A 21532-nucleotide genomic window follows, 5' to 3' on the forward strand; every position below is an offset into this window, starting at 1 on the left:
CTGACAGGCGTGCGGATCCTCCCGGCGGGGAAAGTGTGCCGGGGTGGATCTCTCAGACACCGCGTACGCGTTGATCGGTATTGGTGCCCTGCTCGCCGGCATCCTTCCCCGGGTGCTGGAGCGCCGGCCGCTCTCCATGCCGATCGCCTTTCTCGGCCTCGGCATGGTCGTCTTCCTCCTCCCGCTCGGGCTGCCCGAGCCGAGTCCGTTGGCGTATGCCGGGATCACCACCCAGCTCACCGAGATCGGGGTGATCGTGGCCCTGATGGGCGCCGGTCTGAAGATCGACCGTCCGTTCGGGCGGCGGCGCTGGTCGTCGACGTGGCGGCTGCTCGCCGTCGCCATGCCGCTCTGCATCGCGGCGGTGGCCGTACTCGGCGGATGGTGGCTGGGATTGGCGCCGGCCGCCGCGCTGCTGCTGGCCGCCGTGCTGGCCCCGACGGATCCGGTGCTCGCCTCGGACGTGCAGGTCGGCGAGCCGACCGACGTCGAGGATTCCGAGGACGAGGTACGGTTCGCGCTGACCTCGGAGGCGGGGCTGAACGACGGTCTCGCGTTTCCCTTCGTCTACGCCGCCATCGCCATCGCCGGCGTCGGGTTGGCGCCCGGGGACTGGCTGGCGGAGTGGCTGACCGTCGACGTCGGCTACCGGATCGTGCTCGGCGTGGCCGGTGGGGTGCTGGTGGGCTGGCTGCTGGGCAAGCTCTTCTTCCGGGTCCGCTCCGAGCAGCTGCGGCTGGCCCGGCACTCGGAGGGCTTTCTGGCGCTCGCCGCCACCTTCCTCTCGTACGGCCTGGTGGAACTCGTCGGCGGGTACGGCTTCCTCGCGGTCTTCGCGACCGCCCGGGCGATCCGGGCGGCGGAACGGTCGCACGAGTACCACCAGGTGCTGCACAACTTCGCCGAGCAGGTGGAGCGGCTGCTCACCGTGCTGCTGTTGCTGCTGCTCGGCGGCGCGGTGGTCACCGGGATGCTGGCCCCGCTGACCTGGCCCGCGGTGGTGGTGGCGCTGGCGCTGATCTTCGTCATCCGGCCGCTGACCGGCCGCCTCGCCCTGATCGGGGCGCCGGGTCGGCCGGCCGAACACTGGGTCATCGCGCTCTTCGGCATCCGGGGCGTCGGCACGTTCTACTACCTCGGGTACGCCACCACGCACGCCTACTTCCCCGGGACCGACCTGCTCTGGGCCACGGCCGGTCTGGCGGTGGTGGTGTCGGTGGTGGTGCACGGTGTGGCGGCCACACCGGTGATGCAGTTCCTGGACCGGCGGCTGGACCGCACCGGCGCCCCGGATCCGGACGACGATTCCGCAGACGACGGCGATTCGGCAGGGGACGACGATTCGGCAGGGGACGGCGATTCGGCAGGGCTGGAGACGCGGGGGGCGGCGGCACCGGACGGGCCGGCCCGGGTCTGACCCCAGCCGGGCCGGATCATCTCCCGGCGGTGGGCGCGACGGGGCCCGCCGCCGGCCCCGCCCTCCGGTGCATGTGCAGTCGGACCGTGGTCGAGGTGGCGTCGGTGTGCACCTGGACCAGGTCACAGAGGTAGTTGACGAGCAACAGACCGCGCCCGGTGTCGCTGACCGGCGACGGCGGAAGACGGCCGGCGAGCCGGTCGGTGAGCACGCTGGAGCCGATGATCTCGCAGATCAGCCCCTCCTCGTCCGCCCAGACCCGGGCCGCCGCGGGCCCGCCGGAGTGCACCACCGCGTTGGTGGCTATCTCGTTCGCGGCGACCCGCAGGTCGTCGATCCGGTCACGGTCGAGGCCGGCCTCGTGGGCCAGCGCGGCGACCATAGCGCGCATCCCGGAGAGCCCGGCGGCCTCGAAGAAGAGCGTCGAGGCCGAGGGCGGCGGCGGCGGAAAGGGCCGGTTGAAGGCGTCGACCACAGTCTCCGGCCGGCCGTACCCGGCGCTGGGCTGCCGGTCGCCGCACCGGATCAGGTACGGGTGGGTGCTCGCCGCGTCGGCGATGGCATCGACGTCCAGCCGCGCGGAGTCGTACGGGCAGAGGATGCTGATCGCCCGGTCGGCGAGGGCGATGTTGGTCAGCGCCTCGTGTTGTACGCACCCGGGGTAGGCCAGCGCCGACCGGCCGGGCCAGACCGGTTCGCCGACGACGCGGACCCGGGTGGGGGTGTGCTCGTCGACGAAGGCGTGCAGCACACCCGGGATGATCCACCCCGGGTTGCGCCCCTCCCGGGCCATGTCGACGAAACGCAGCTCGCTACCGCCGCCGAGGGCCGCCCGCAGCAGGTCGAGCCGGGTTCCGGGTACCGCGATCAGGACCGGTTCGCCGACGCCGAGACCGGCTTCCACGAAGGACCGGATGCCGGTGACGTAGTCGTCGTCGCTCCGGTAGAAGAGCGCGTCGTGCCGCAGCGATCCAGCCTCCGGCCAGGCGGCTGATTCCCATGTCATAGTCCGCCGGCCACCCCTGACGCGTCCACCCGCACCTCCGACCGGCAGCCTACGTGGCGCTGGCAACATGTCGCCACGGAGAGTCAGGGCGGCCCGACCGGTCAGCGCGACGACCAACCGGTCGGCGACGGATCGGGCCGCGGCCGAGACGCACCGGGCCGCGGACACGCCGGAGCGGGCCGCGACGCGCCGGACGGACACGTCGGTGACCTGCGATGATGGCCGGCAACGGAAACCGGGGCTTCACACGGACGCAACATGGCCTTACCGTGGTCGATGTCTATGGGAGCGCTTCCAGCGATGCCCCTCGATCTCCCACCGTCCCGAAGGGAGTACCGCATGCACCTCAGACCCGCGCTCGCCGCGGCCGGTGCCGTCGCCGTCACGGCACTCGCCGCGACGACAGCGGTCGGTGTCGGCCTGTTGAATCCCACCCCGGCCATGGCGGCCGACTCGGCATTTTACGTCGACCCGGACACCAGCGCCGCACGTTGGGTCGCCGCCAACCCCAACGACTCGCGGACCGCCGTCATCCGGGACCGGATCGCCGGTGTCCCACAGGGCCGGTGGTTCACCCAGAACAACCCCGGCACCGTACGCGGTCAGGTCGACGCCTTCGTCGGTGCCGCCGCGGCGGCCGGCAAGATCCCGATCCTGGTGGTCTACAACATTCCCAACCGGGACTGCAGCGGCGCCAGCAGCGGCGGCCTGCCCAACCACACCGCCTACCGGCAGTGGGTCGACCAGGTGGCCGGCGGCCTGAACGGTCGACCCGCCAGCATCATCCTCGAACCCGACGTGCTGGCGCTGATGTCGGACTGCATGAGTTCCTCGCAGCAGGCCGAGACGCAGGCCTCGATGGCGTACGCCGGCCGGGCCTTCAAGGCGGCATCCAGCCAGGCCCGGGTCTATTTCGACGCGGCGCACTCCGCCTGGCTGAGCCCGTCGGCCATGGCCTCCCGGCTGGTCGCGGCGGAGATCGCGAACAGCGCCGACGGGATCTCGGTCAACGTCTCCAACTACCGCACCACGGCCGAGTCCGTCACCTACGCCAAGGCGGTCGTCGCGGCGACCGGCGCGCCCAACCTGAAGATCGTGGTCGACACCAGCCGGAACGGCAACGGCCCCGACCCCCGGGGCGAGTGGTGCGACCCGGCGGGACGGGCGATCGGCACCGCCAGCACCACCGAGACCGGCGACCCGGCGGTGGACGCGTTCCTCTGGATCAAGCTGCCGGGCGAGGCCGACGGCTGCATCGCCGGAGCCGGCCAGTTCGTCCCGCAGCGGGCGTACGACCTGGCGATCGCCGCCCCCAACCCGCCCACGGGCCCGCCGACCACCCGGCCGCCGACGACGGCACCACCCACCGTGCCGCCGACCACCCCACCACCGACCACCGTGCCGCCGACCACCCCGCCGCCCACGACCCCACCGGCCGGCGGTAGCTGCCGGGTGAGCTACAGCGCCAACTCCTGGAGCGGCGGCTTCACCGCCGACATCCGGGTGACGAACAACGGTCCGGCCATCAACGGCTGGACCCTCACCTTCACCGTCGGCTCGAACGTGCGGCTCAGCAACGGCTGGAGCGGCGTGTGGAGCCAGTCCGGCACCCAGATAACCGTCGGCAACGCGGCCTGGAACGGCTCGCTGCCCACCGGCGGCACCGCCAGCGTCGGCTTCCAGGGCACCTACAGCGGCACCCTCTCCGCGCCGACCGGCTACACCCTGAACGGCAACGCCTGCACCACGAGCTGACGCCTCGTCCTCCGGCCGGGTCGCCGTCCCGCCTCGCGCGGGCGGCGGCCCGGCCATCCGGACGGATCGTCCCTGCCCCGGCCGGCAGGCCGCTCCCCGCCAGCGGCCCGGCCGCACGATCGGAATGGTGGTGACGAGATGATGGTCGCCGGACAGCGGCAGCGACCGGTTGGCCAACTGCTACGCGGGTGGCGGGAGCGGCGGCGGCTGAGCCAGCTCGAGCTCGCGATCCTGGCGGAGATCTCCACCCGCCATCTCAGCTTCGTGGAGACCGGCCGGGCGATGCCGAGCCGCGACATGGTGCTCCGGCTCGCCGAGCAGCTCGACGTACCGCTGCGCGAGCGCAACCAGCTCCTGCTGGCCGCCGGATATGCTCCGATCTATCCCCGTACGCCGCTGGACTCCCCGGCGCTGGCCCCGGTCCGCACGGCGGTCCGGCAGGTCCTCGCCGCCCACCAGCCCTACCCGGCCGTCGCCGTCGACCGGGCCTGGTGTGTGGTCGAGGCGAACGCCAGCATCGGCCTGTTCACCGCGGGCGTGGCCGCGCCCCTGCTCGCCCCGCCGATCAACGCCCTCCGGCTGGCCCTGCATCCGGCCGGGATGGCCGCCCGGATCGTCAACCTCGGCGAGTGGCGCGCCCACCTGCTCGGCCGGCTCCGCCGGCAGGTCGCGCAGAGCGGGGACTCCGAGCTGGCCGACCTCTACGACGAGCTTCGGGCGTACCCCTGCGACCAGCCGGAGCCGGAGGTGGAGATCCCGGGGGCGGGCGAGGTGGTGGTGCCGTTGCGGATCCGGGACGACGGCCGGGAACTCGCCTTTTTCGGTACGGTGCTGACGATCGGCACCCCACGGGACGTGACGGTGGCGGAACTCTCCGTCGAGTCCTTCTTCCCGCTCGACGAGGCCACGGCGGTGGAGGTCGCCGCCACCGCGGAGCGGGAGTGGCGGGTGGGCAGCGCCAGCGCCCGCTGAGCCGGGCCGGCCGTCCCCACCGGGCCCGGCCGCCCCCGCCCGAGAATCGGACATCGGGCCGCAGACCGCCCCCGGTTTAGTGGCCCCCGGGCCGGGTTACCGAGTCAGCAGGCGGGGATTCGAGCCGTGACGAAGGAGGCTGATTTCTGATGTCCAGAAACCCGACGGCGACATGGCGGTCCGGTATGTCCGGTGTGCCGGGTGTCAGCGGCGGGAACAACCTGCCCGCCGGTCCGTCCGGCGACCAGTTCAGAGCGCCGAGCAGTGGCGACGGCACCGAGTCCGGACGGGCCACGGTGACCATCGCCTCCTACCCGGACTACCCATCGGCGCAGTACACCGTGGATTTCCTCTCCGACAACCAGTTTCCGGTCGAACGCGCCGCGATCGTCGGCACCGACCTGACGCTTGTCGAAACCGTCCTGGGCCGGATGACGACCGGCCGGGCCGCCCTGGCCGGTGCCGCCACCGGTGCCTGGTTCGGGCTCTTCATCGGCCTGCTCTTCGGCATCTTCACGGTCGGCAACTGGTGGGCGGTGATCCTCGTCGGCCTGGCCATCGGTGCCGTCTGGGGCGCCATCTTCGGAGCTATCGCCCACGCCATGAGCGGAGGCCGGCGCGACTTCACCTCGGCCAGCAGCCTGCGGGCCAACCAGTACGCGGTGACCGTCGACGCGACCTTCGCCGACCAGGCACGGCAGGTGATCAGCCGGATGAACTGGCCGGGCCAGCGGCCCGCCGGCGCCACCGGCTGACGGGCACCGGCACCAGGCCGGTCCGGACGCCCCGATGATCTGCCGGGGCCGGCGAGTTCAGCGGTAGACGCGCTCGCCGGCCCGGATCGGCGCGGTGATCCGGTTCTCCTCGGGCGCCAGCGGACAGGCCCACCTGTCGTCGTAGGCGCAGGACGCGTTGTAGGCGTAGTTGAAGTCCAGCCGGAGCCGCCCACCGGGCAACACGATCAGGCCCCGGCCGTAGGTGCCCTTGACCGTGTCGGTGAGGTAGCGCCCGCCGCCGTAGGTCTCCCGGCCGGCGGTGCCGTCCCGGAACGGGAGGAAGAGCCCGCCGCCGTACGCCTCGATCCACCACAGGGTCAGCGGCCCCCACGGGGTCTCCGCGATGCCCGAGCGACGGTAGCGCACCACACCGTCCGGCCCGCCGGTGTCGATGGTCGACGTGCCGGACGCCGGGCGTACCGGCACGTCGAGCACTGTCGCCGGGTTCGGCGGGAAGTATCGCAGGCCGGTGAAGCGGCCCCGCTCCGCCACTGGGACCGGCGACTGGGGATGACCGGCGAAGAGCGCGTCCCGGGCCGCACGGAACCCCGGCAGGTCAAGATCGGACAGGTAGAGCCGGGTCACCTGCTCGCGCCAGTCCGCCAGCTCCAGTTCCTCCATCCGGACCAGCCTAGTGCGGCAGCGTTTTCCCGGTCGCCGACCGCCCCGCATCACTCGTCACATCCGGCAAACCACCCCACCCCCGGCCACCCCTGCGACCCCACGCGTCGGTGGGCCGTGTCAACGGAGTGTTGACAACGCGTCGGGCCGAGTCGGATGATTCCGGGATGGGAACCGAGAATCGTCCCCACGGCGAGCCCCGGCCCGCCACACCCCGGGCCGGGGCGAGGACGGACGGCGCCGACGACGTCGCACGGAGAGTGGCCGCCCACGCGGCCGTGCTGGCAACCGCCTCCGCCGCCCGGATGACGGCGGCTCCCGCCGGCTCGGGTGCGGTCGCGAACGTCACGGGGGCCGCCGGTCCGGATCGCCTCGATCCGGTGGCGGCGCTGCGGCTCCTCGGCGGACTGCGGGCCGGACTTGACGAGGCCGAGCGGCAGCTCATCGAGGCCGCCCGCGCGGAGCGGGCCAGTTGGGCCCGGATCGCCACCGCACTCGGCCTCGCCAGCAGGCAGGCCGCGGAGCAGCGCTGGGTCCGGCTCTGCGGCGCCACGACCCGGGATCCGGCCCGGATCCGGACCGATCGCAGGCGTCAACAGATTGTTGACAACAATACCGGGGCCGGGATCGGGCGGCTCCGGGTAACGGTGACCACCGCCTTCCGGCGACTGTCGACCGACCCCGACCGCGACGGCTGGCACCCCCGGGCACGACTCGCGCTCACCACCCTCGGCATGGCAGCCGGCGCCGACGAGCCCGGTGCGCTGTACGCCCTTGCCAGCAAGGCGGTCGAGGACCTCGAGAAGGTTCCGCCCGTCCAACTCACGGCGGCACTGCCGGAGGTGCTGGACCAGCTCCGGCACGCCGTGCTGGCCGCCACACCGGAGCCGTGATTGAGCAGATCCGACTCAAGTTCTCATTGACACGACGCGGCCGACCACACGAGGATGTGAGTCCTCTGGACTCAAGTCGTCGGAGGTCGGGACGTGGACACCGTCCGATGGCGGAACACCCGAAACCGGAACGCCGCACTGTTCGTGGGCATCTCGCTGATCTCGGGGTTCGGTGGTACGGCGCTGAACGTGGCCGCAGGGGTATGGATACTGGACCTCTCCGGTTCCAGCAGCCTGGCCGCGCTGACCGGTCTCTGTCTCTTCGCCCCGACGCTGCTCGGACCGGTCCTCGGCGCACTCGTGGACCGCTTTCCCCGCCGCCGCCTCGCCGTCTGGGTCCACCTGGTCACGGCCGGAGCCGTCCTGTCACTGCTCGCGGTCCGCACCGACGACCAGGTCTGGCTCGTCTACGCCGTGATGCTCGGCTACGGCACCAGCCTCGTCGTCGTCGATGCCGCCGAGAGTGCTCTGCTCCCCGCCACCCTTCCACGCGACGCGCTGGGCGCGGTCAACGGACTGCGGACCAGCGCACAGGAGGGGATGAAGCTGGTCGGCCCGCTCGCCGGTGCCGGACTCTTCGCCTGGCAGGGCGGTTACCCGGTTGTCGGGCTGACCGCCGGCACGCTGACGCTGGCCGCCGGTCTCTACCTCCTGCTGCGGATCCGCCTACACCTCGCCGCCGCCGACGAGGACTCCGACCGCCACCCCTCCGACGATGCCGCTGAGCGCGCTCGGGACGGCGAGACGGGAGCTCGGGACGGCGGCGGAGCTGACGGACCCGGTAGCGGGTCCGCGGCGGCGGCCCGCCGGGTCCCGGCCGGCCTCGCCTTCCTCTGGCGGCACCCCGAGTTGCGCGGCACCGTCCTGCTCGGATCGGTCAGCATCGCGATGTCCGGGCTGACCACCGCCGCCGTCTACGACGTCGTCACCGAGGACCTGCACCGGCCCGCCGCCTTCGTCGGCGTGCTCCTCTCCGGGCAGGGTGCCGGATCGCTACTCGGCGGCCTGGTCGTCGGTCGGCTGCTGCGTAGCCGGAGCGCCGTCGTCGTCGGTGCACTGGGAGCCGTGATCTTCGCCGTCGGCACACTCGCCCGCTGCGTCCCCTGGACACCCGCTGCCGTGACAAGTTCCGTGCTGGTCGGTGTCGGACTGCCCTGGACGCTCGTCGCCGCCGTGACGGCGATCCAGTCCCGGACCCCCGAGGCGCTGCTCGGGCGGGTCTCCGGCAGCGCCAACACCCTGCTCTTCGCACCGGTCGCGCTCGCCACCCCGGTGGGTGCGGCACTGGTCCTCCCCGACCACCGACTTCCGCTGGTGGTCGCCGCCGTGCTCTGCCTCGGGGCCGGCCTGCTCGCGCTCCACCCCACCCGCACCCCACCACACCAGCCCCCCACGGCGCCTCCGCCGCCGACGTCCGCCCCGCCGTCCCCGCCCCGGACTGACCTGGACATCAGAGGCGTCATCGCGCCGGGAAGACGCCTCTGATGTCCAGGTCACCGATTCTGATCTCCAGGTCACCGAGCCGGTGGCGGTTCCAGGTCACCGAGCCGGTGGCGGCTCCAGGTCACCGAGCCGGTGGCGGTTCCAGGTCGCCGAGCCGGTGGCGGTACCCGCAAGCCGTCGGTGGTCGGCGGGTTCGTCGGCCCGGCCGGGCGGGGACCGGCTCGTACGGACCGCTCAGGTGGATACCGCGAAGATGCCGGCCACGCCGAGCACGACCATCACCAGCACCGCGACCAGCGCGCCGCGCTCACTCTCGACCGCCCCCTTCGCCGGTTGTTCCCGCTCAGCATCCATCAGCTCACCGGACATGCCGTCCTCCCCTGGTCGTCACCTCTCCGAACGGGCGGGACGACCGCCGGCGTACCGGTTCCGGCGCCCGTGGCGCATCTACCAGTTCCGGCTCGCGAACCGGTACGGCCACCGGTCGTCCTCGCACGGCGGGAAACCCGGGGCACCCGCCGGGGCTGCCGGGAGCCGTGTGGTGGCACCGCCCCCACCGTCGCGCGGTCCGGGCAACCCGACGTCGGAGTTGCCGCTCTGGCCCATCGGAAACCCGTCGGAGCACCCCGATTCCGAGGTAGCCTGCCCCGCCCCGACCTCCGGGACCGGTGAGCCGGCGGTGCCCGGTGGGGCTGCCGTGGCCAGAGACGCCGGTTGGACAGTTGCGCCGAACGGGCCTCAGTGCTGGACCCAGGCGGTCGGCACCAGGATCGGTTGGTCGGGGTCGCCGGCCGGGACCAGCCGGGCGGACCAGTCGGAGATCTGCGGCTGCCCCCGGGCCACCCATCGGTCCCGCAGGGCGAGCGCTTCGGCGGCGTACCGGGCGGCGGAGGGTCCCGACGCCCGCACCGAGCCGTCGGCGAGCAGGCCGGCGCCGCCGCCGTGCGCCTCGTCCAGCAGCAGGCAGCCGCCGGGTCCGCCCCAGCCGCCGGCCGGACCGGGTGAGAAGGTCGCCCGCCGGTCCCAGGCACCGACGGCAAACCACAGGTCGTGGTATCGGAAGACGTCCAGCGGAGGATGCCAGAGCGGCGGATGCCGCACGGTCGGCGGAGGCAGCGTATCGGTCCGGCGGGGTGCCGGATGCAGGCCCGGATAGCGGGCGGCCAGCGGCCCGGCCGCGGACATGAACCCGGCGCGGAGCGCGCCACGCGCCTCGCCCATCCCCGGTCCACCCGGCCGGATCCGCAGCACCGGATGGTTCCCGGCGTGCTCCACCGGAGCGAGCAGGTGGCCGCCGGGCGCGAGCTGGTCCAGCCAGCGCGGCGACACCCCGGTCACCCCAACGGTGACCACCACCCGGTCGTACGGGGCGAGCGCCGCCCCGCCGAGGTAGCCGTCGCCGGAACGCACCTCGACGGCGTGGGCCAGCCCGACCCGGCGCAGCGCCGCCGCGGCCCGCTCCACCACGTCCGGTGCGATGTCGATCGAGGTGACCCGGGCACCCAGCACCGCCATCAGGGCGGCGTTGTAGCCGGTGCCGGCACCGATCTCCAGTACCCGGCTGCCGGGGCGCAGCTCCAGCGACTCGATCATGGCCGCCATCAGCGATGGCTGGCTGGACGAACTGACCGGCACACCGTCGACGACCTTCGTCACCAGCGGATGGTTCCGGTAGACCAGGGGGAGGAAGTCGGGATCGGCCGGACCGACCCAGCGGCCCCCGCCACCGTCGAAGCCGGTCGCCAGAAACTCCTCACGGGGCACGGTGGCGAACGCCCGCACGAGGTCCTCGCCGAGCAGGCCGTCGCGGCGCAGGTCGTCGACGTACCGGGCCCGCAGTTCCTCCGCCGGGCTCATCGCCGGTCCGGGCCGGCGACGGCCGGCCCGGACCTCGGCTCGCCGCCGGGTCCGCTCCGACGCCTCAGTATCGGCTCCAGCCCTCGCTGCCCGGCAACGCGAACGACGAGCGTGGCGAGTAGAAACCCCACAGCATCTCCAACGGGTTGGCCGGACGGAGCGCGAAGACGGGATGGTCCGGGGCGAGGAACTCCACCGACTCGATCTCGAACGGGGTCACCGGTTCGAAGACGTACGGGCAGCAGGCGCCGGTGAGCCGGTCGCCGAGCCGGCTGACGTAGCGGGTGTGGCCCCGGTAGACCCGGGTGACCTGCCGGCCGATCCGCGCCGTGGTGCGGATCAGGGCCACCCCGTCGGCCTCGGCCACCGCCACCAGCGCCCGACCGGTGATCTCGATGGTGGTCCGGCCGGCGCCGGCCGGCACACCGCGTACCGCCGCCTGGGCCTGGGCGAGCGGGCTCGAACTGAGGTGCTGGGTGTACCAGCGGGCCGCGCCCGAGTCGGGCAGGTCGAGTTCGGGGCCGAGTCCGGTCGCCGAGTAGCTGTCGAGCCCGGAGGTCTGGGCGGCGTCGTCCACGACGTACTGCTGGAGGAAGACCCGCCGGTCGGCCCGCAGCCGCAGCCCCGGCGGCACCGTCGCCGCGACCGCTCCCGGATCCGCCGGTATCCAGCCGAAGTGGAGCATCCGGCAGTGCACGACCAACTGAGGCGGAACAGGCTGGCTCAACAGGGCTCCTGTCGCGTCGGCGGGATAGCCGCGACGCTACGACCGGCCCCGGGCACAGACAAGACGACCCCGGCGGCGGCCGAGACGGAAAGTCGACAGTCACCCGCACCGGGCCGGCCCGTTCCGGATCAGGGCCACCAGGCTCCGGCCGAGCGGGTGCCGGTGGGCGCCACCTGCCGGGCGTGCGCCGCCGGCAGCGACTCCGACCAGCGCCGCCGCAGCCGGCCCAGGTCGGTCGGGGCGATCCGGCCGGGCAGCCGGAGCCGGGCCATGCCGCCGTCCGGGAAGATGTCCAACCGGACCTCGGTGGCGGTCGGCGCCGCGTCGACCGGAAAGCGGTGCCGGGTGTCCGGCTGCAACCGGGTACGCGGCAGGATCTCGAACCAGGCGGCCTCGTCCGCCGGGTCGGCGACCCGGGCGTCGATCCCGCGCAGCGCCGCCGCACCGGGTGCGTTGCCCTTGAAGTGGCTGGTGTCCAGCTCCACCTGCCGGATCTGCCCCGGGGCGGCGAGCCGGACCCGGACCCAGTCGTTGCCGTCGTCGCGGCGCCGGACGGTCTCCCAGCCCTCCCCCATGGTCCGGGCCAGGCCGGGCGCGATGAGCTGCTGCGGCGCGCCGTAGAACATGTCGCTGCACCCGACCACCAGGCCGCCGTGCTCCAGCGCCGCGAGGTCGAGCTGCCCGTCCGGGAAGAGCACCGGATCGGGTACGACCACACCGTGCACCCGCAGCCGGGCCACCCCGCCGTCGGGATAGATCCGCAGTCGTACGTGCGTGTAGCGGTGCTCGTCGTGCACCTCGAAGAGGTTGCGGCTGTCGCCGAGCAGCGGTGCCCGGGGCACCAGCGTGACCCATTCGGCGGCCAGCAGCTCCACCGGACCGGGATAACCCGGCATCCCGCACGCCTCCACCGAGGCGTACGGGGGATAGTTGCCGACGAAGAACGACGTGTCCACCACCACCCCCGCGACGGTGCCGGGCGCGCCCAGCCGGACGATCGCGTAGTCGTGCCCGGGCTCCCGGCGCCGACGCGTCTCCCAGCCGTCGTACACCTGGCCCTTGGCGCCGAAGGTGCCGGCGGCGAAGGTCGGCGGTCCGGGGGTGACCAGGTGGTCCCGGGCGCCGAAGAACTCGTCGTTGGCGGCCACCACCCCGCCGCCGAGTGACCGGGACGCCAGGTCGGGCAGGTCGGTGAAGGCTGTCATCTCCGCTCCTCCCCGGCGACGGCGGGCCACTGGTCGTGCCGTCGCAGCAGGCGGCCCCGGGGTGGATCCGCCGGGCCGACCGGTTCACCCCGCAGCCAGGTGCCCCGGACCACCCCGGCCAGCCGGCGCCCGGCGTACGGGGTGACCGGGTGCCGGTGCAGCAGCCGGTCCGGCTCGACGGTGAACTCCGCGTCTGGGTCCAGCGCCACCAGGTCGGCGTCGGCACCTGCCCGGAGCCCGCCCTTGCCGGCCAGGCCGGCGATCTCGGCCGGCCGCTCCGCCATCCAGCGCACCAGGTCGGCGAGGTCGTGGCCGCGCCGCCGGGCCTCGGTCCAGACCGCCGGCAGTCCGAGCTGCACCGAGGCGATCCCGCCCCAGGCCGCGCCGAAGTCCCCGCTGTCGCGCCGCTTCAGCTCCGGCAGGCACGGCGAGTGGTCCGAGACCACGCAGTCGATCACGCCGTCCGCCAGGCCGGCCCAGAGCGCGTCCCGGTTCTCCGCGTCCCGGATCGGCGGGCAGCACTTGAACTCGGTCGCCCCGTCCGGCACCTCGGCCGCGTCCAGGGTCAGGTAGTGCGGGCAGGTCTCCACGGTCACCCGTACCCCGTCGGCGCGGGCGGCGGCGACCGCCGGTAGTGCCCCGGCGGCCGACAGGTGCAGGATGTGCACCCGCCGGCCGGTCCGACGGGCCGCCGCCAGCACCGTCTCGACCGCGCGCCGCTCGGCGACCGGCGGCCGGGAGTCGAGAAAGTCGGCGTACCGGGCCGACGGCGGGGCGGCGCCGATCCCGGCCGGGTCCTCGGCGTGCACCAGGAAGAGCGCGTCGACGGCCGCCAGCGCCCGCTCCAGCCCGGCCGGATCCAGCGGCGGGAACTCCGGCACCCCCGAGTCGACCAGGAACGCCTTGAACCCGAAGACCCCGGCGGCGTGCAGCGCCGGCAGGTCGGCCAGGTGCTCCGGCACGGCGCCGCCCCAGAAGCCGACGTCGACCCGGCACCGCCCGCGCGCCGCGTCCTGCTTGCGGTGCAGCGCCGGCACGCTGACGGTCGGCGGTACCGAGTTGAGCGGCATGTCGACGATCGTGGTGACCCCGCCGGCCAGCGCGGCCCGGGTGGCGGAGGCGAAGCCCTCCCACTCGGTCCGGCCCGGCTCGTTGACGTGCACGTGCGTGTCCACCAGCCCCGGCAGCAGGGCCAGCTCGCCGAGGTCGGTGCCGGGGACCTCGTCGTAGCCGGCGACGGCGGCGATCCGGCCGTCGCGTACGCAGACCGCGGCCGGCCGCTCGCCGTCGGGCAGCACCGCCCGCCGGGACCGCAGCACCAGGTCGTACCCGCTCATTCCGCTCTCCCTCTCCGCACGGCCGCCACCGGCCGGCCCGGTCGGACCGCCGTCACCGGTCGGCCCGGTCAGAGCGCCGCCAGGGCGGCCCGGTCGTAGCCGGTCTCCGCCTCGGTCAGCGCACCGCAGTCCAGCCCGCGCAGCAGGTACCCGGCGAGCGCCCGCGCCGTCGCCGGTTCGTCCAGGATCCCCGTCGACCGCCGCTCCAGGTACGCCCGCAGCCGCGCCACCGCCGCCGCCCGCCCGTCCCGGAAGAAGGCGTAGGTGGCGGCGAACCGGGTCGGCAACTGCGCCGGATGCAGGTCCCAACCCTGGTAGTAGCCGCGTTCCAGGGAGCGCCGGACCAGCCGGGCGTGCTCCGCCCAGCCGGCCTGGACGGCGGCGGTGTCGCCGACCGGCAGCACGTTCGTCGAACCGTCGGAGAGCCGGACCCCGGTCTCGGCGGCGGCCACCTGCAGCACCGCCTTGGCGAAGTCGGCGGCCGGGTGCGCCAGGCTCTGCTGCGCGGCGGCGATCCCGCAGGCGGCGCTGTAGTCGTAGGTGCCGTAGTGCAGCCCGGCACAGCGTCCGGCCGCCGCCCCGATCAGCCGCCCGGGGGTGGCCAGCCCTTCCGGGCCGAGGATCGCGGCCGGCGTCTCCACCTGCACCTCGAAGCGCAGCCAGCCCGCCGGCAGCCCGTACGCGGTCTCCAGCCGCTCGCAGAGCAGCACCATCGCCTCGACCTGCGCCGGCACGCTCACCTTCGGCAGGGTGACCGCGAACCGGCCGCTCCGGGGCGGCTCGGTGGCCCCGTCCAGCAGCGCGTCGAGGAAGACGTCCAGGGTGCGGACGGCCCGCCGCCGTACCGGACCGGTCAGGCTCTTGATCCGCACTCCGGCGAACGGGGTCTCCAGCCCGGCCCGCAGCGCCCGGGCCGCCGCCCGCGCCGCCGCGTCCTCGGTCGGGTCGTCGCGTACCCCGTAGCCGTCCTCGAAGTCGATCCGCAGGTCCTCGATCGGCTCCCGGCGCAGCTTCGCGGTCACCAGGTCGTGCAGCTCGCCCGGGTACGGCCGGGGCGGATGGTCGACGATCGCGGCCAGCGCCAGCGCGCCCCACTCCGGCACCAGCCCGGCATGGCAGCGGTCCGCCGGCACGTAGACGGTGTGCACCGGCTGCCGGCCCGGCCGTCGGCCCGGATAGCGGCGGCCCAGCTCGGCGTCGACCGGGTCGAGCCGCTCGGCCAGCTCCGCCTGCACCGCCGCCGGCAGCCGCCCCATCAGCCGGTCCCGCCCAGCCGCTCGGTGCCGGTCAGGTGCTCGGTGCCGGTCAGGTGTTCGGGGCCGGTCAGGTGTTCGGGGCGGACCGGCCGCTCGGTGCCGGTCAGGTGCTCGGTGCCGGTCAGGTGCTCGGGGCGGACCGGCACCCGGGTCAGCGGGATCCCGGTCGCCGCCCGGATCGCCGCGACGATCGCCGGGGTGGCCGAGATGGTCGGCGGCTCACCCACCCCGCGCAGCCCGTACGGCGCGTGCGGGTCGGCCAGCTCCAGCACGTCCACCGCCATCGGCGGCACGTCCAGGATCGTCGGGATCAGATAGTCGGTGAAGGACGGGTTCCGGATCACGCCGTCGACGACCTGGATCTCCTCCATCAGTGCCAGGCCGAGCCCCTGTGCCGTGCCGCCCTGGATCTGGCCGACCACCGCCTGCGGGTTGATCGCCCGGCCCACGTCCTGGGCGGTGGCGATCTCCACCACCCGGACCAGCCCGAGTTCCGGGTCCACGTCGACGGTGGCCCGGTGCGCGGCGAAGGCGTACTGCACGTGCGCGTCACCCTGCCCGGTCACCGGGTCCAGCGGCCGGGTCGGCCGGTGCCGCCACCGCACCGTCTCCTCGACCGCCCCGCCGGCCAGCAGCCCGGCAAGCGTCCCGAGCACCCGCCCCGCGCCGTCCCGCACCACCCCACCGACCAGCTCCACCCCACTCCCGTCGACCCCACCGGCAACGCCGACCCCGTCGGCGACGTCGGGAACGTCGACCCCGTCGGCGACGTCGGGAACGTCGACCTCGCCGGGAACGTCGACCCCGTCGGCCCGCTCGACTCCTCCGGGCAGCCGCCGCAGCAGCGCGTCCCGGACCGCCCGGCAGGCCGCCCGCACCGCGCCCCCGGTCATGTACGTCTGTCGGGACGCCGACGACGACCCCGCGCTCCCCACGCTCGTGTCGGCGGTCGCCACCACCACCCGCTCGACCCCCAGCTCGGTGCGGGCGATCTGCGCCTGCACGGTGACCAGCCCCTGCCCCACCTCGGCGGCGGCGGTGTGCACCAGGGCGGTCGGCTCGCCGCCGATCAGCTCCAGCCGGACCCGGGCGGTCGCGTAGTCGTCGAACCCCTCCGAGAAGCAGACGTTCTTGATCCCGATCGCGTACCCGACCCCCCGCACCACCTGCTCCGCAGTGGTCGTGTTCGCCACCCCGCCCGGAAGCTGCCGCAGGTCGTCGCCGGCCGGTGGCGGCGCCGGCCGGTCCCGGACCAGCTCCAGCAGCCGGGCCACCGGTGCCGGCCCCTCGACCAGCTGCCCGGTCGGCATCGTCCCGCCCTCGGCCAGGGCGTTGCGGACCCGCAGCTCCACCGGGTCCAGCCCGACCGCCTCGGCCAGCCGGTCCATCTGCGACTCGTAGCCGAAGCAGGCCTGCACCGCCCCGAACCCGCGCATCGCCCCGCACGGCGGGTTGTTGGTGCGCACCCCGTACGCGTCCACTGTCACGTTCGGCACCCGGTAGGGCCCGATCCCCAGGCTGGCCGCGTTCGCCACCACCGCCGGGGTGGTCGACGTGTACGCCCCGCCGTCCAGCAGAATCCGGGCCCGCACGTAGACCAGTTTCCCGTCCCGGGTCGCGCCGTGCTCGTACCGCAGGATCGCCGGATGCCGGTGCACGTGCCCGACGAACGACTCCTCCCGGCCGTAGACCATCTTGACCGGCCGCCCCGTGCGCAGCGCCAGCAGGCTGGCGTGTACCTGCATCGACAGGTCCTCCCGGGCGCCGAACGCCCCGCCCACCCCGGCCAGGCTGAGCCGGACCAGCTCGGCCGGCAACCCCAACGCCGCGGCCACCTGCCGCTGGTCGGCGTGCAGCCACTGGGTGGCGACATACAACTCGACCCCGCCGTCCGGCGCCGGCACCGCCAGCCCGGACTCCGGCCCGAGAAACGCCTGGTCCTGCATGCCCACCCGGTACTCCCCGGTCACCACCACCTCGGCGACCGCGTCCGGATCACCCCGCCGGACCGGCACGTGCCGCACCAGCCGCCCCTCCGCCAGCGCCGCCTCCGGATCCGTCACCGGCTCCCGCACCGCGTAGTCGACCACGATCCGCTCCGCCGCCCGCCGCGCCGTCTCCGGATGATCGGCTGCCACGATCGCCACCGGTTCCCCCCGGTAACAGATCTCGTCGACGGCGAGGACCGGCTGATCCGCCACCTCCAGCCCGTAGTGCGGGTCGCCCGGCACGTCCGCCGCCGTCAGCACGGCGTACACCCCAGGTACGGCGAGCGCGGCGGCCACGTCGATCCGCTCGATCGTCGCCGACGGGTGCGGGCTGCGCAGCGTCGCGCCCCAGAGCATGTCCTCGGCCCAGAGGTCCGAGGAGAAGGCGAACTCCCCGCGCACCTTCAGCCCCGCGTCCGGCCGCACCGGACTCGCCCCGATCCCCTCCGGGACCACGGCCTCCGGGAGCACGGCCCCGGAAACTCCGGCCTCGCGCTCCCGCTCGGGGGCGACCACCGCGGGCTGGGGAGCCGGGTGACCCGCGTCGGGATCAAGCCTGGCCGCCCAGAGCGGGTCACCCGGCCCCCCGGCCCCCACCCCGCCCGCCGACCGGCCGGAACCTCCGGCCGGCAGCCAGGTCACCGACGTGCCTTCCTGGTCAGGGTCCGATGCGCCCGCCGGCTCCGTCGCACCAGCTCCCGCTCCTCCACCGTGCGCAGCTCTCCGTCGTCCACCACGACCTCACCCCCGACCAGCGACAGCTCCACCGGCGCCGCCGGCCCGAACACCAGCGCCGCCACCGGGTCGTCGATCCCGACATGCCCGAGCCCGTCCAGCCGCCACAGCACCACGTCGGCGAGCTTCCCCACCTCCAGCGACCCGAGCTGGTCGCCCCGGCCCAGGCAGCGCGCCCCGCCGATGGTGCCGAGCGCCAGCGCCTCCCGCGCGCTCAGCGCCGCCGCCCCGCCGCGCAGCCGGGCCGCGTAGAGCGCCTGCCGCAGCTCCGCGCCGAGCTGGCCGGCCTCCTGCGAGGCCGGTCCGTCCACCCCGAGCCCCACCGGCACGCCCCGGTCCAGCAGCTCCCGCACCCGGGCCGTGCCGGCACCGAGCCGCCCGTTCGAGCTGGGGCAGTGCGCGACCGCCGTGCCGCTGCGGGCCAGCGCGTCCAGCGCGGCGTCGTCCAGGTGTACGCCGTGCGCCAGCCAGACGTCCGGGCCGAGCCAGCCGAGCCGTTCGGCGTACTCGACCGGGGTGCAGCCGTGGGTCCGCCGGCAGTACTCCTCCTCGTCGACGGTCTCGGCGAGATGGGTGTGCAGCCGTACGCCCCGGCGCCGGGCCAGCGCGGCGGCCTCGGCCATCAGCTTGGCGGTCACGCTGAACGGCGAGCAGGGCGCCACCGCCACCCGCAGCATCGACTCGTCCGCCGGGTCGTGATAGCGGTCGATCGCCTCCTCGGTGGCGGCGAGCGCCGCCTCGGTCTCCTCGACGATCCCGTCCGGCGGCAGCCCGCCCGACGACGCCCCGAGGTCCATCGACCCCCGGCACGGGTGGAAGCGCAGCCCGACCTCCCGGGCCGCCTCGACCTGCGCCGCCATCAGGTCACCGGCGCCCGCCGGATGGACGTAGTGGTGGTCGGTGCTGGTGGTGCAGCCGGAGAGCGCCAGCCAGCCGAGCCCGGCGGCGGTGGTCGCGGCCACCACGTCGGCGTCCAGCCCGGCCCAGACCGGATAGAGCTCGGTGAGCCAGCCGAAGAGGTCCGCCTGCTGCGCCATGCCCCGGGTCGCCCACTGGTAGAGGTGGTGGTGCGTGTTGACCAGGCCGGGCGTGGCGAGGCAGCCGGCGCCGTCGATCCGGCGCACCGAGCGGTGGTAGCGGGGGGCGTGGCCGGGGCCGACCGCCACGATCCGGCCACCGTCCAGCACCAGGTGCCCGTCGGAGTACTCCGTCCCGGCCGGGTCGACCGTGGCGACCGCGCAGTTCTCGATGACGATCACGATTCGTCCTCCCGACCGGCGGCGGCGAGCCGTACCGCCGTCAGGATCTTCTCGTAGCCGGTGCACCGGCAGAGGTTTCCGGCCAGCGCCTCCCGGATCTCCGCGTCGGCCGGCGACGGCGTCCGGGCCAGCAGGTCGTGTACGGCGACGACCAGTCCCGGCGTACAGAATCCGCACTGCACGGCGCCGGCGGCGACGAACGCCCGCTGCACCGGGTGCAGGTCGCCCGGCCCGGCGGCGAGCCCCTCCACGGTGACCACCTCGCGGTCCCGCGCCTGGCCGGCCGGCACCAGGCAGGCGCAGACCGGCTCGCCGTCGAGATAGACCGTGCAGGAGCCGCACTCGCCCTGCTCGCAGGCGTTCTTGGCGCCCGGCAGGCCGAGTCGCTCCCGCAGCATGTGCAGCAGGCTCTCCCCGGCCCACACGTCGTCGGCCCGGCGCGGCTCACCGTTGACCACGCACTCGATCCTCATCCCTCGCCCCCGTCCCACCCCTGGCCGCTTCCCCGTCGGTGTGCCGCCCAGGCCCGCTGCACCGCCCGCCGGGCCAGTACGCCGAGCGCGTGCCGGCGGTAGGCGGCGCTGCCGCGTACGTCGTCGATCGGGCTGGCCGCCGCCGCGACCAGCTCGCCGAAGCGCCGGGCCAGCGACTCCGGCAGGGCGGCCCGGCCCGCCCAGGGCAGCTCGGCGCCGAGGAGTTCCTCGGCCGCCTCGGCCCGCAGCGGCGTAGGGCCGGCCGAGCCGATCCCGGTGCCGACAGTCCGGTCCGCCGGGCGCAGCGCCAGCGCGAAGGAGCAGACGGCGATCACCATCGCGTTCCTGGTGCCGATCTTGGCGAACTGCTCCGGCCCGCCGGCCGGCGGCAGCAGCACCGCCGCGATCAACTCGTCCGGAGCGAGGACGCTGCGCTTCGGCCCGGTGCAGAAGCCGGCGGCCGGCACCCGCCGGACGCCCCGGACCGAGGCGAGTTCCACCAGCGCCCCGGCGGCGAGCAGCGGCGGCAGCGCGTCCCCGGCCGGCGAGGCCGAGCCGAGGTTGCCGCCGACGGTGCCCCGGTTACGGATCTGCGCCGAGCCGACGGTCCGGGCCGCCATCGCCAGCCCCGGCGCCCGGCCGGCCAGCTCGGTGACGATCCGCCGGTACGGCACCCCGGCGCCGAGCCGCAGCCGGCCGTCCTCGGTGCCCCACTCGGCGAGCCCGGCGACCCGGCCCAGGTCGAGCAGGGCCGGCGGGCGGCGGCGGGCGAAGTTCAGCTCCACCATCACGTCGGTGCCGCCGGCCACCGGCAGCGCCTCCGGATGCGCCGCGCGGGCGGCCAGCGCCTCCGCCCAGCTCGCCGGTTGCAGGAAGTCCATCACCGCTCCGCCCGGGTCACGGTCGCCTCGATCAGCCCGTACGGCCGGTCGGTGGCCACGAAGACCTCGCCCGGGTTCTCCAGCCCGAACGGCGCCAGGTCGACCAGCAGGTGGTGCCGGTTCGGCAGGGCCAGCCGGATCTCGGCGACCTCCGGCCGCTCCGCCAGCACCCGGTGGCCCATCGCGTAGAGGGTCTGTTGCAGGGAGCGGCTGTAGGTGTCGACGAACGCACCGACGAGCGCGGCGCGGACACCGGCGTACGACGCCGCCCAGTCCCGGCCGTCCCGGTCCCGGCCGTCGGGCGGCCCGGCCGCCGGCTCGGCGTCCGGGCCGATCTGCCGGTCGGCGGGGCGCCCGTCGTCACCGTGCCGCCAGGCTGCCTCGACGGCGGTGGCCAGGATCCGGTCGTCGGTCTCCGGCAGCGTCGTGTAGCGGTCCTGGAGGTAGCCCTTGAACTCGGAGTCGGTGGTGTTCAGCAGGGTCAGCCCGGTCAGCCCGGACTCGACCGTCGTTCCGCCCGCGCCCCCGCCCCCGCCCCCGTCCACCGTCACCGTGGCGGTGCGGCTCTCGCCGCCGTCGCGCTGGAAGGAGTGCGGGCCGAGTCGCTGCCAGCCGTGCTCGGTGAGCCGGACCGTGGCCCGGGAGATCGCCGGGGCGCTCGCCACGAAGTGCCGGGCGAGCAGCAGCCCGAACTCCTCGATCTGGTCGACGCCGTGCTCCCGGGCGAAGGCGTAGACGGTGTTCTTCTGCGAGTCCGTGGGCAGCACGTGCGCGTTGTCGCCGCTGCGGTGCACCTCGACGAGGTCACCGGCGAGCGCGACGCTCACGGTCAGGTCACGCAACTCGTGCCGGGGGCCGTCCCGGCGTACCCGGACCAGCCGCACCTCGGCCTTGCCGTACTGGTTGGCTCCGAGCACGATCGCCACCCCGA

At 74.5% G+C, this 21532-nt stretch carries 19 protein-coding genes; 6 read left to right on the top strand and 13 right to left on the bottom strand.

Annotated elements, in window-relative coordinates; genetic code table 11:
* The first annotated feature begins 43 nt into the window (after positions 1-43).
* Positions 44-1417 (top strand): cation:proton antiporter, encoded by a 1374-nt coding sequence (locus ACN27G_RS18060; RefSeq protein ID WP_421493968.1) that lies wholly within the window; start codon positions 44-46, stop codon positions 1415-1417.
* Between the two features lie 16 nt (positions 1418-1433).
* On the opposite strand, the gene ACN27G_RS18065 is transcribed toward ACN27G_RS18060, so the two are convergent.
* Positions 1434-2423 (bottom strand): anti-sigma factor RsbA family regulatory protein, encoded by a 990-nt coding sequence (locus ACN27G_RS18065; RefSeq protein WP_421493969.1) that lies wholly within the window; start codon positions 2421-2423, stop codon positions 1434-1436.
* 339 nt (positions 2424-2762) lie between these two features.
* Between ACN27G_RS18065 and ACN27G_RS18070 the strand changes: the two genes are divergently transcribed.
* The 3 genes from ACN27G_RS18070 (at position 2763) to ACN27G_RS18080 (ending at position 5905) form a co-directional block, all read left to right on the top strand.
* The gene (locus ACN27G_RS18070; RefSeq protein ID WP_421493970.1) at positions 2763-4178 is read left to right on the top strand and encodes a glycoside hydrolase family 6 protein; all 1416 of its coding nucleotides are present in this window, start codon (positions 2763-2765) and stop codon (positions 4176-4178) included.
* A 138-nt stretch (positions 4179-4316) separates the two neighbouring features.
* The gene (locus ACN27G_RS18075; RefSeq protein WP_421493971.1) at positions 4317-5150 is read left to right on the top strand and encodes a helix-turn-helix domain-containing protein; all 834 of its coding nucleotides are present in this window, start codon (positions 4317-4319) and stop codon (positions 5148-5150) included.
* Positions 5151-5299: 149 nt separating this feature from the next.
* Positions 5300-5905 (top strand): general stress protein, encoded by a 606-nt coding sequence (locus tag ACN27G_RS18080; RefSeq protein ID WP_421493972.1) that lies wholly within the window; start codon positions 5300-5302, stop codon positions 5903-5905.
* Positions 5906-5962: 57 nt separating this feature from the next.
* Here the strand turns inward: ACN27G_RS18080 and ACN27G_RS18085 are convergent, their stop codons facing one another.
* Entirely contained in the window at positions 5963-6547 is a 585-nt protein-coding gene (locus tag ACN27G_RS18085) for a DUF1684 domain-containing protein (RefSeq protein ID WP_421493973.1), read from the bottom strand.
* Positions 6548-6714: 167 nt separating this feature from the next.
* Between ACN27G_RS18085 and ACN27G_RS18090 the strand changes: the two genes are divergently transcribed.
* Positions 6715-7440: a hypothetical protein gene (locus tag ACN27G_RS18090; protein WP_421493974.1), complete on the top strand. Its 726-nt coding sequence runs from the start codon at positions 6715-6717 to the stop codon at positions 7438-7440.
* 93 nt (positions 7441-7533) lie between these two features.
* Positions 7534-8925, top strand: a complete 1392-nt coding sequence (locus tag ACN27G_RS18095) for an MFS transporter (RefSeq protein ID WP_421493975.1) — start codon at positions 7534-7536, stop codon at positions 8923-8925.
* 192 nt (positions 8926-9117) lie between these two features.
* Here ACN27G_RS18095 and ACN27G_RS18100 read toward each other — a convergent pair whose 3' ends face one another.
* The 11 genes from ACN27G_RS18100 to pucL all read right to left on the bottom strand — a co-directional run bounded on the left by ACN27G_RS18100 (position 9118) and on the right by pucL (position 21527).
* Positions 9118-9252: a hypothetical protein gene (locus tag ACN27G_RS18100; protein WP_421497624.1), complete on the bottom strand. Its 135-nt coding sequence runs from the start codon at positions 9250-9252 to the stop codon at positions 9118-9120.
* A 369-nt stretch (positions 9253-9621) separates the two neighbouring features.
* Entirely contained in the window at positions 9622-10740 is a 1119-nt protein-coding gene (locus ACN27G_RS18105) for a protein-L-isoaspartate O-methyltransferase family protein (protein WP_421493976.1), read from the bottom strand.
* Between the two features lie 64 nt (positions 10741-10804).
* Entirely contained in the window at positions 10805-11467 is a 663-nt protein-coding gene (locus ACN27G_RS18110) for a hypothetical protein (RefSeq protein WP_421493977.1), read from the bottom strand.
* Positions 11468-11595: 128 nt separating this feature from the next.
* Complete coding sequence (gene alc, locus ACN27G_RS18115) at positions 11596-12672, bottom strand: allantoicase (protein ID WP_421493978.1); 1077 nt, start codon at positions 12670-12672, stop codon at positions 11596-11598.
* Positions 12669-14009: an allantoinase AllB gene (gene allB / locus ACN27G_RS18120; RefSeq protein WP_421493979.1), complete on the bottom strand. Its 1341-nt coding sequence runs from the start codon at positions 14007-14009 to the stop codon at positions 12669-12671. The genes alc and allB overlap by 4 nt, the downstream gene beginning before the upstream one ends.
* Positions 14010-14077: 68 nt before the next feature.
* Positions 14078-15265 carry a DUF6986 family protein gene (locus tag ACN27G_RS18125; protein WP_421493980.1) on the bottom strand — a complete coding sequence of 396 codons (1188 nt, stop codon included), beginning with the start codon at positions 15263-15265 and terminating at the stop codon, positions 14078-14080.
* The gene (pucD, locus tag ACN27G_RS18130) at positions 15265-17895 is read right to left on the bottom strand and encodes a xanthine dehydrogenase subunit D (RefSeq protein WP_421493981.1); all 2631 of its coding nucleotides are present in this window, start codon (positions 17893-17895) and stop codon (positions 15265-15267) included. Before pucD ends, ACN27G_RS18125 begins: the two co-directional genes overlap by 1 nt.
* A complete protein-coding gene (locus ACN27G_RS18135) occupies positions 17892-19247 on the bottom strand; it encodes an 8-oxoguanine deaminase (protein WP_421493982.1) in 1356 nt (451 codons plus the stop codon). The genes pucD and ACN27G_RS18135 overlap by 4 nt, the downstream gene beginning before the upstream one ends.
* Positions 19244-19720: a (2Fe-2S)-binding protein gene (locus ACN27G_RS18140; protein ID WP_421493983.1), complete on the bottom strand. Its 477-nt coding sequence runs from the start codon at positions 19718-19720 to the stop codon at positions 19244-19246. Before ACN27G_RS18140 ends, ACN27G_RS18135 begins: the two co-directional genes overlap by 4 nt.
* On the bottom strand, positions 19717-20601 hold the full coding sequence (locus tag ACN27G_RS18145) for an FAD binding domain-containing protein (RefSeq protein ID WP_421493984.1): 885 nt from the start codon (positions 20599-20601) through the stop codon (positions 19717-19719). Before ACN27G_RS18145 ends, ACN27G_RS18140 begins: the two co-directional genes overlap by 4 nt.
* A complete protein-coding gene (pucL, locus tag ACN27G_RS18150) occupies positions 20601-21527 on the bottom strand; it encodes a factor-independent urate hydroxylase (RefSeq protein WP_421493985.1) in 927 nt (308 codons plus the stop codon). Before pucL ends, ACN27G_RS18145 begins: the two co-directional genes overlap by 1 nt.
* Positions 21528-21532: the final 5 nt, after the last annotated feature.

The sequence above is a fragment of the Plantactinospora sp. WMMB334 genome, from assembly GCF_049179095.1.
In the GTDB taxonomy this organism is placed as follows: domain Bacteria; phylum Actinomycetota; class Actinomycetes; order Mycobacteriales; family Micromonosporaceae; genus Plantactinospora.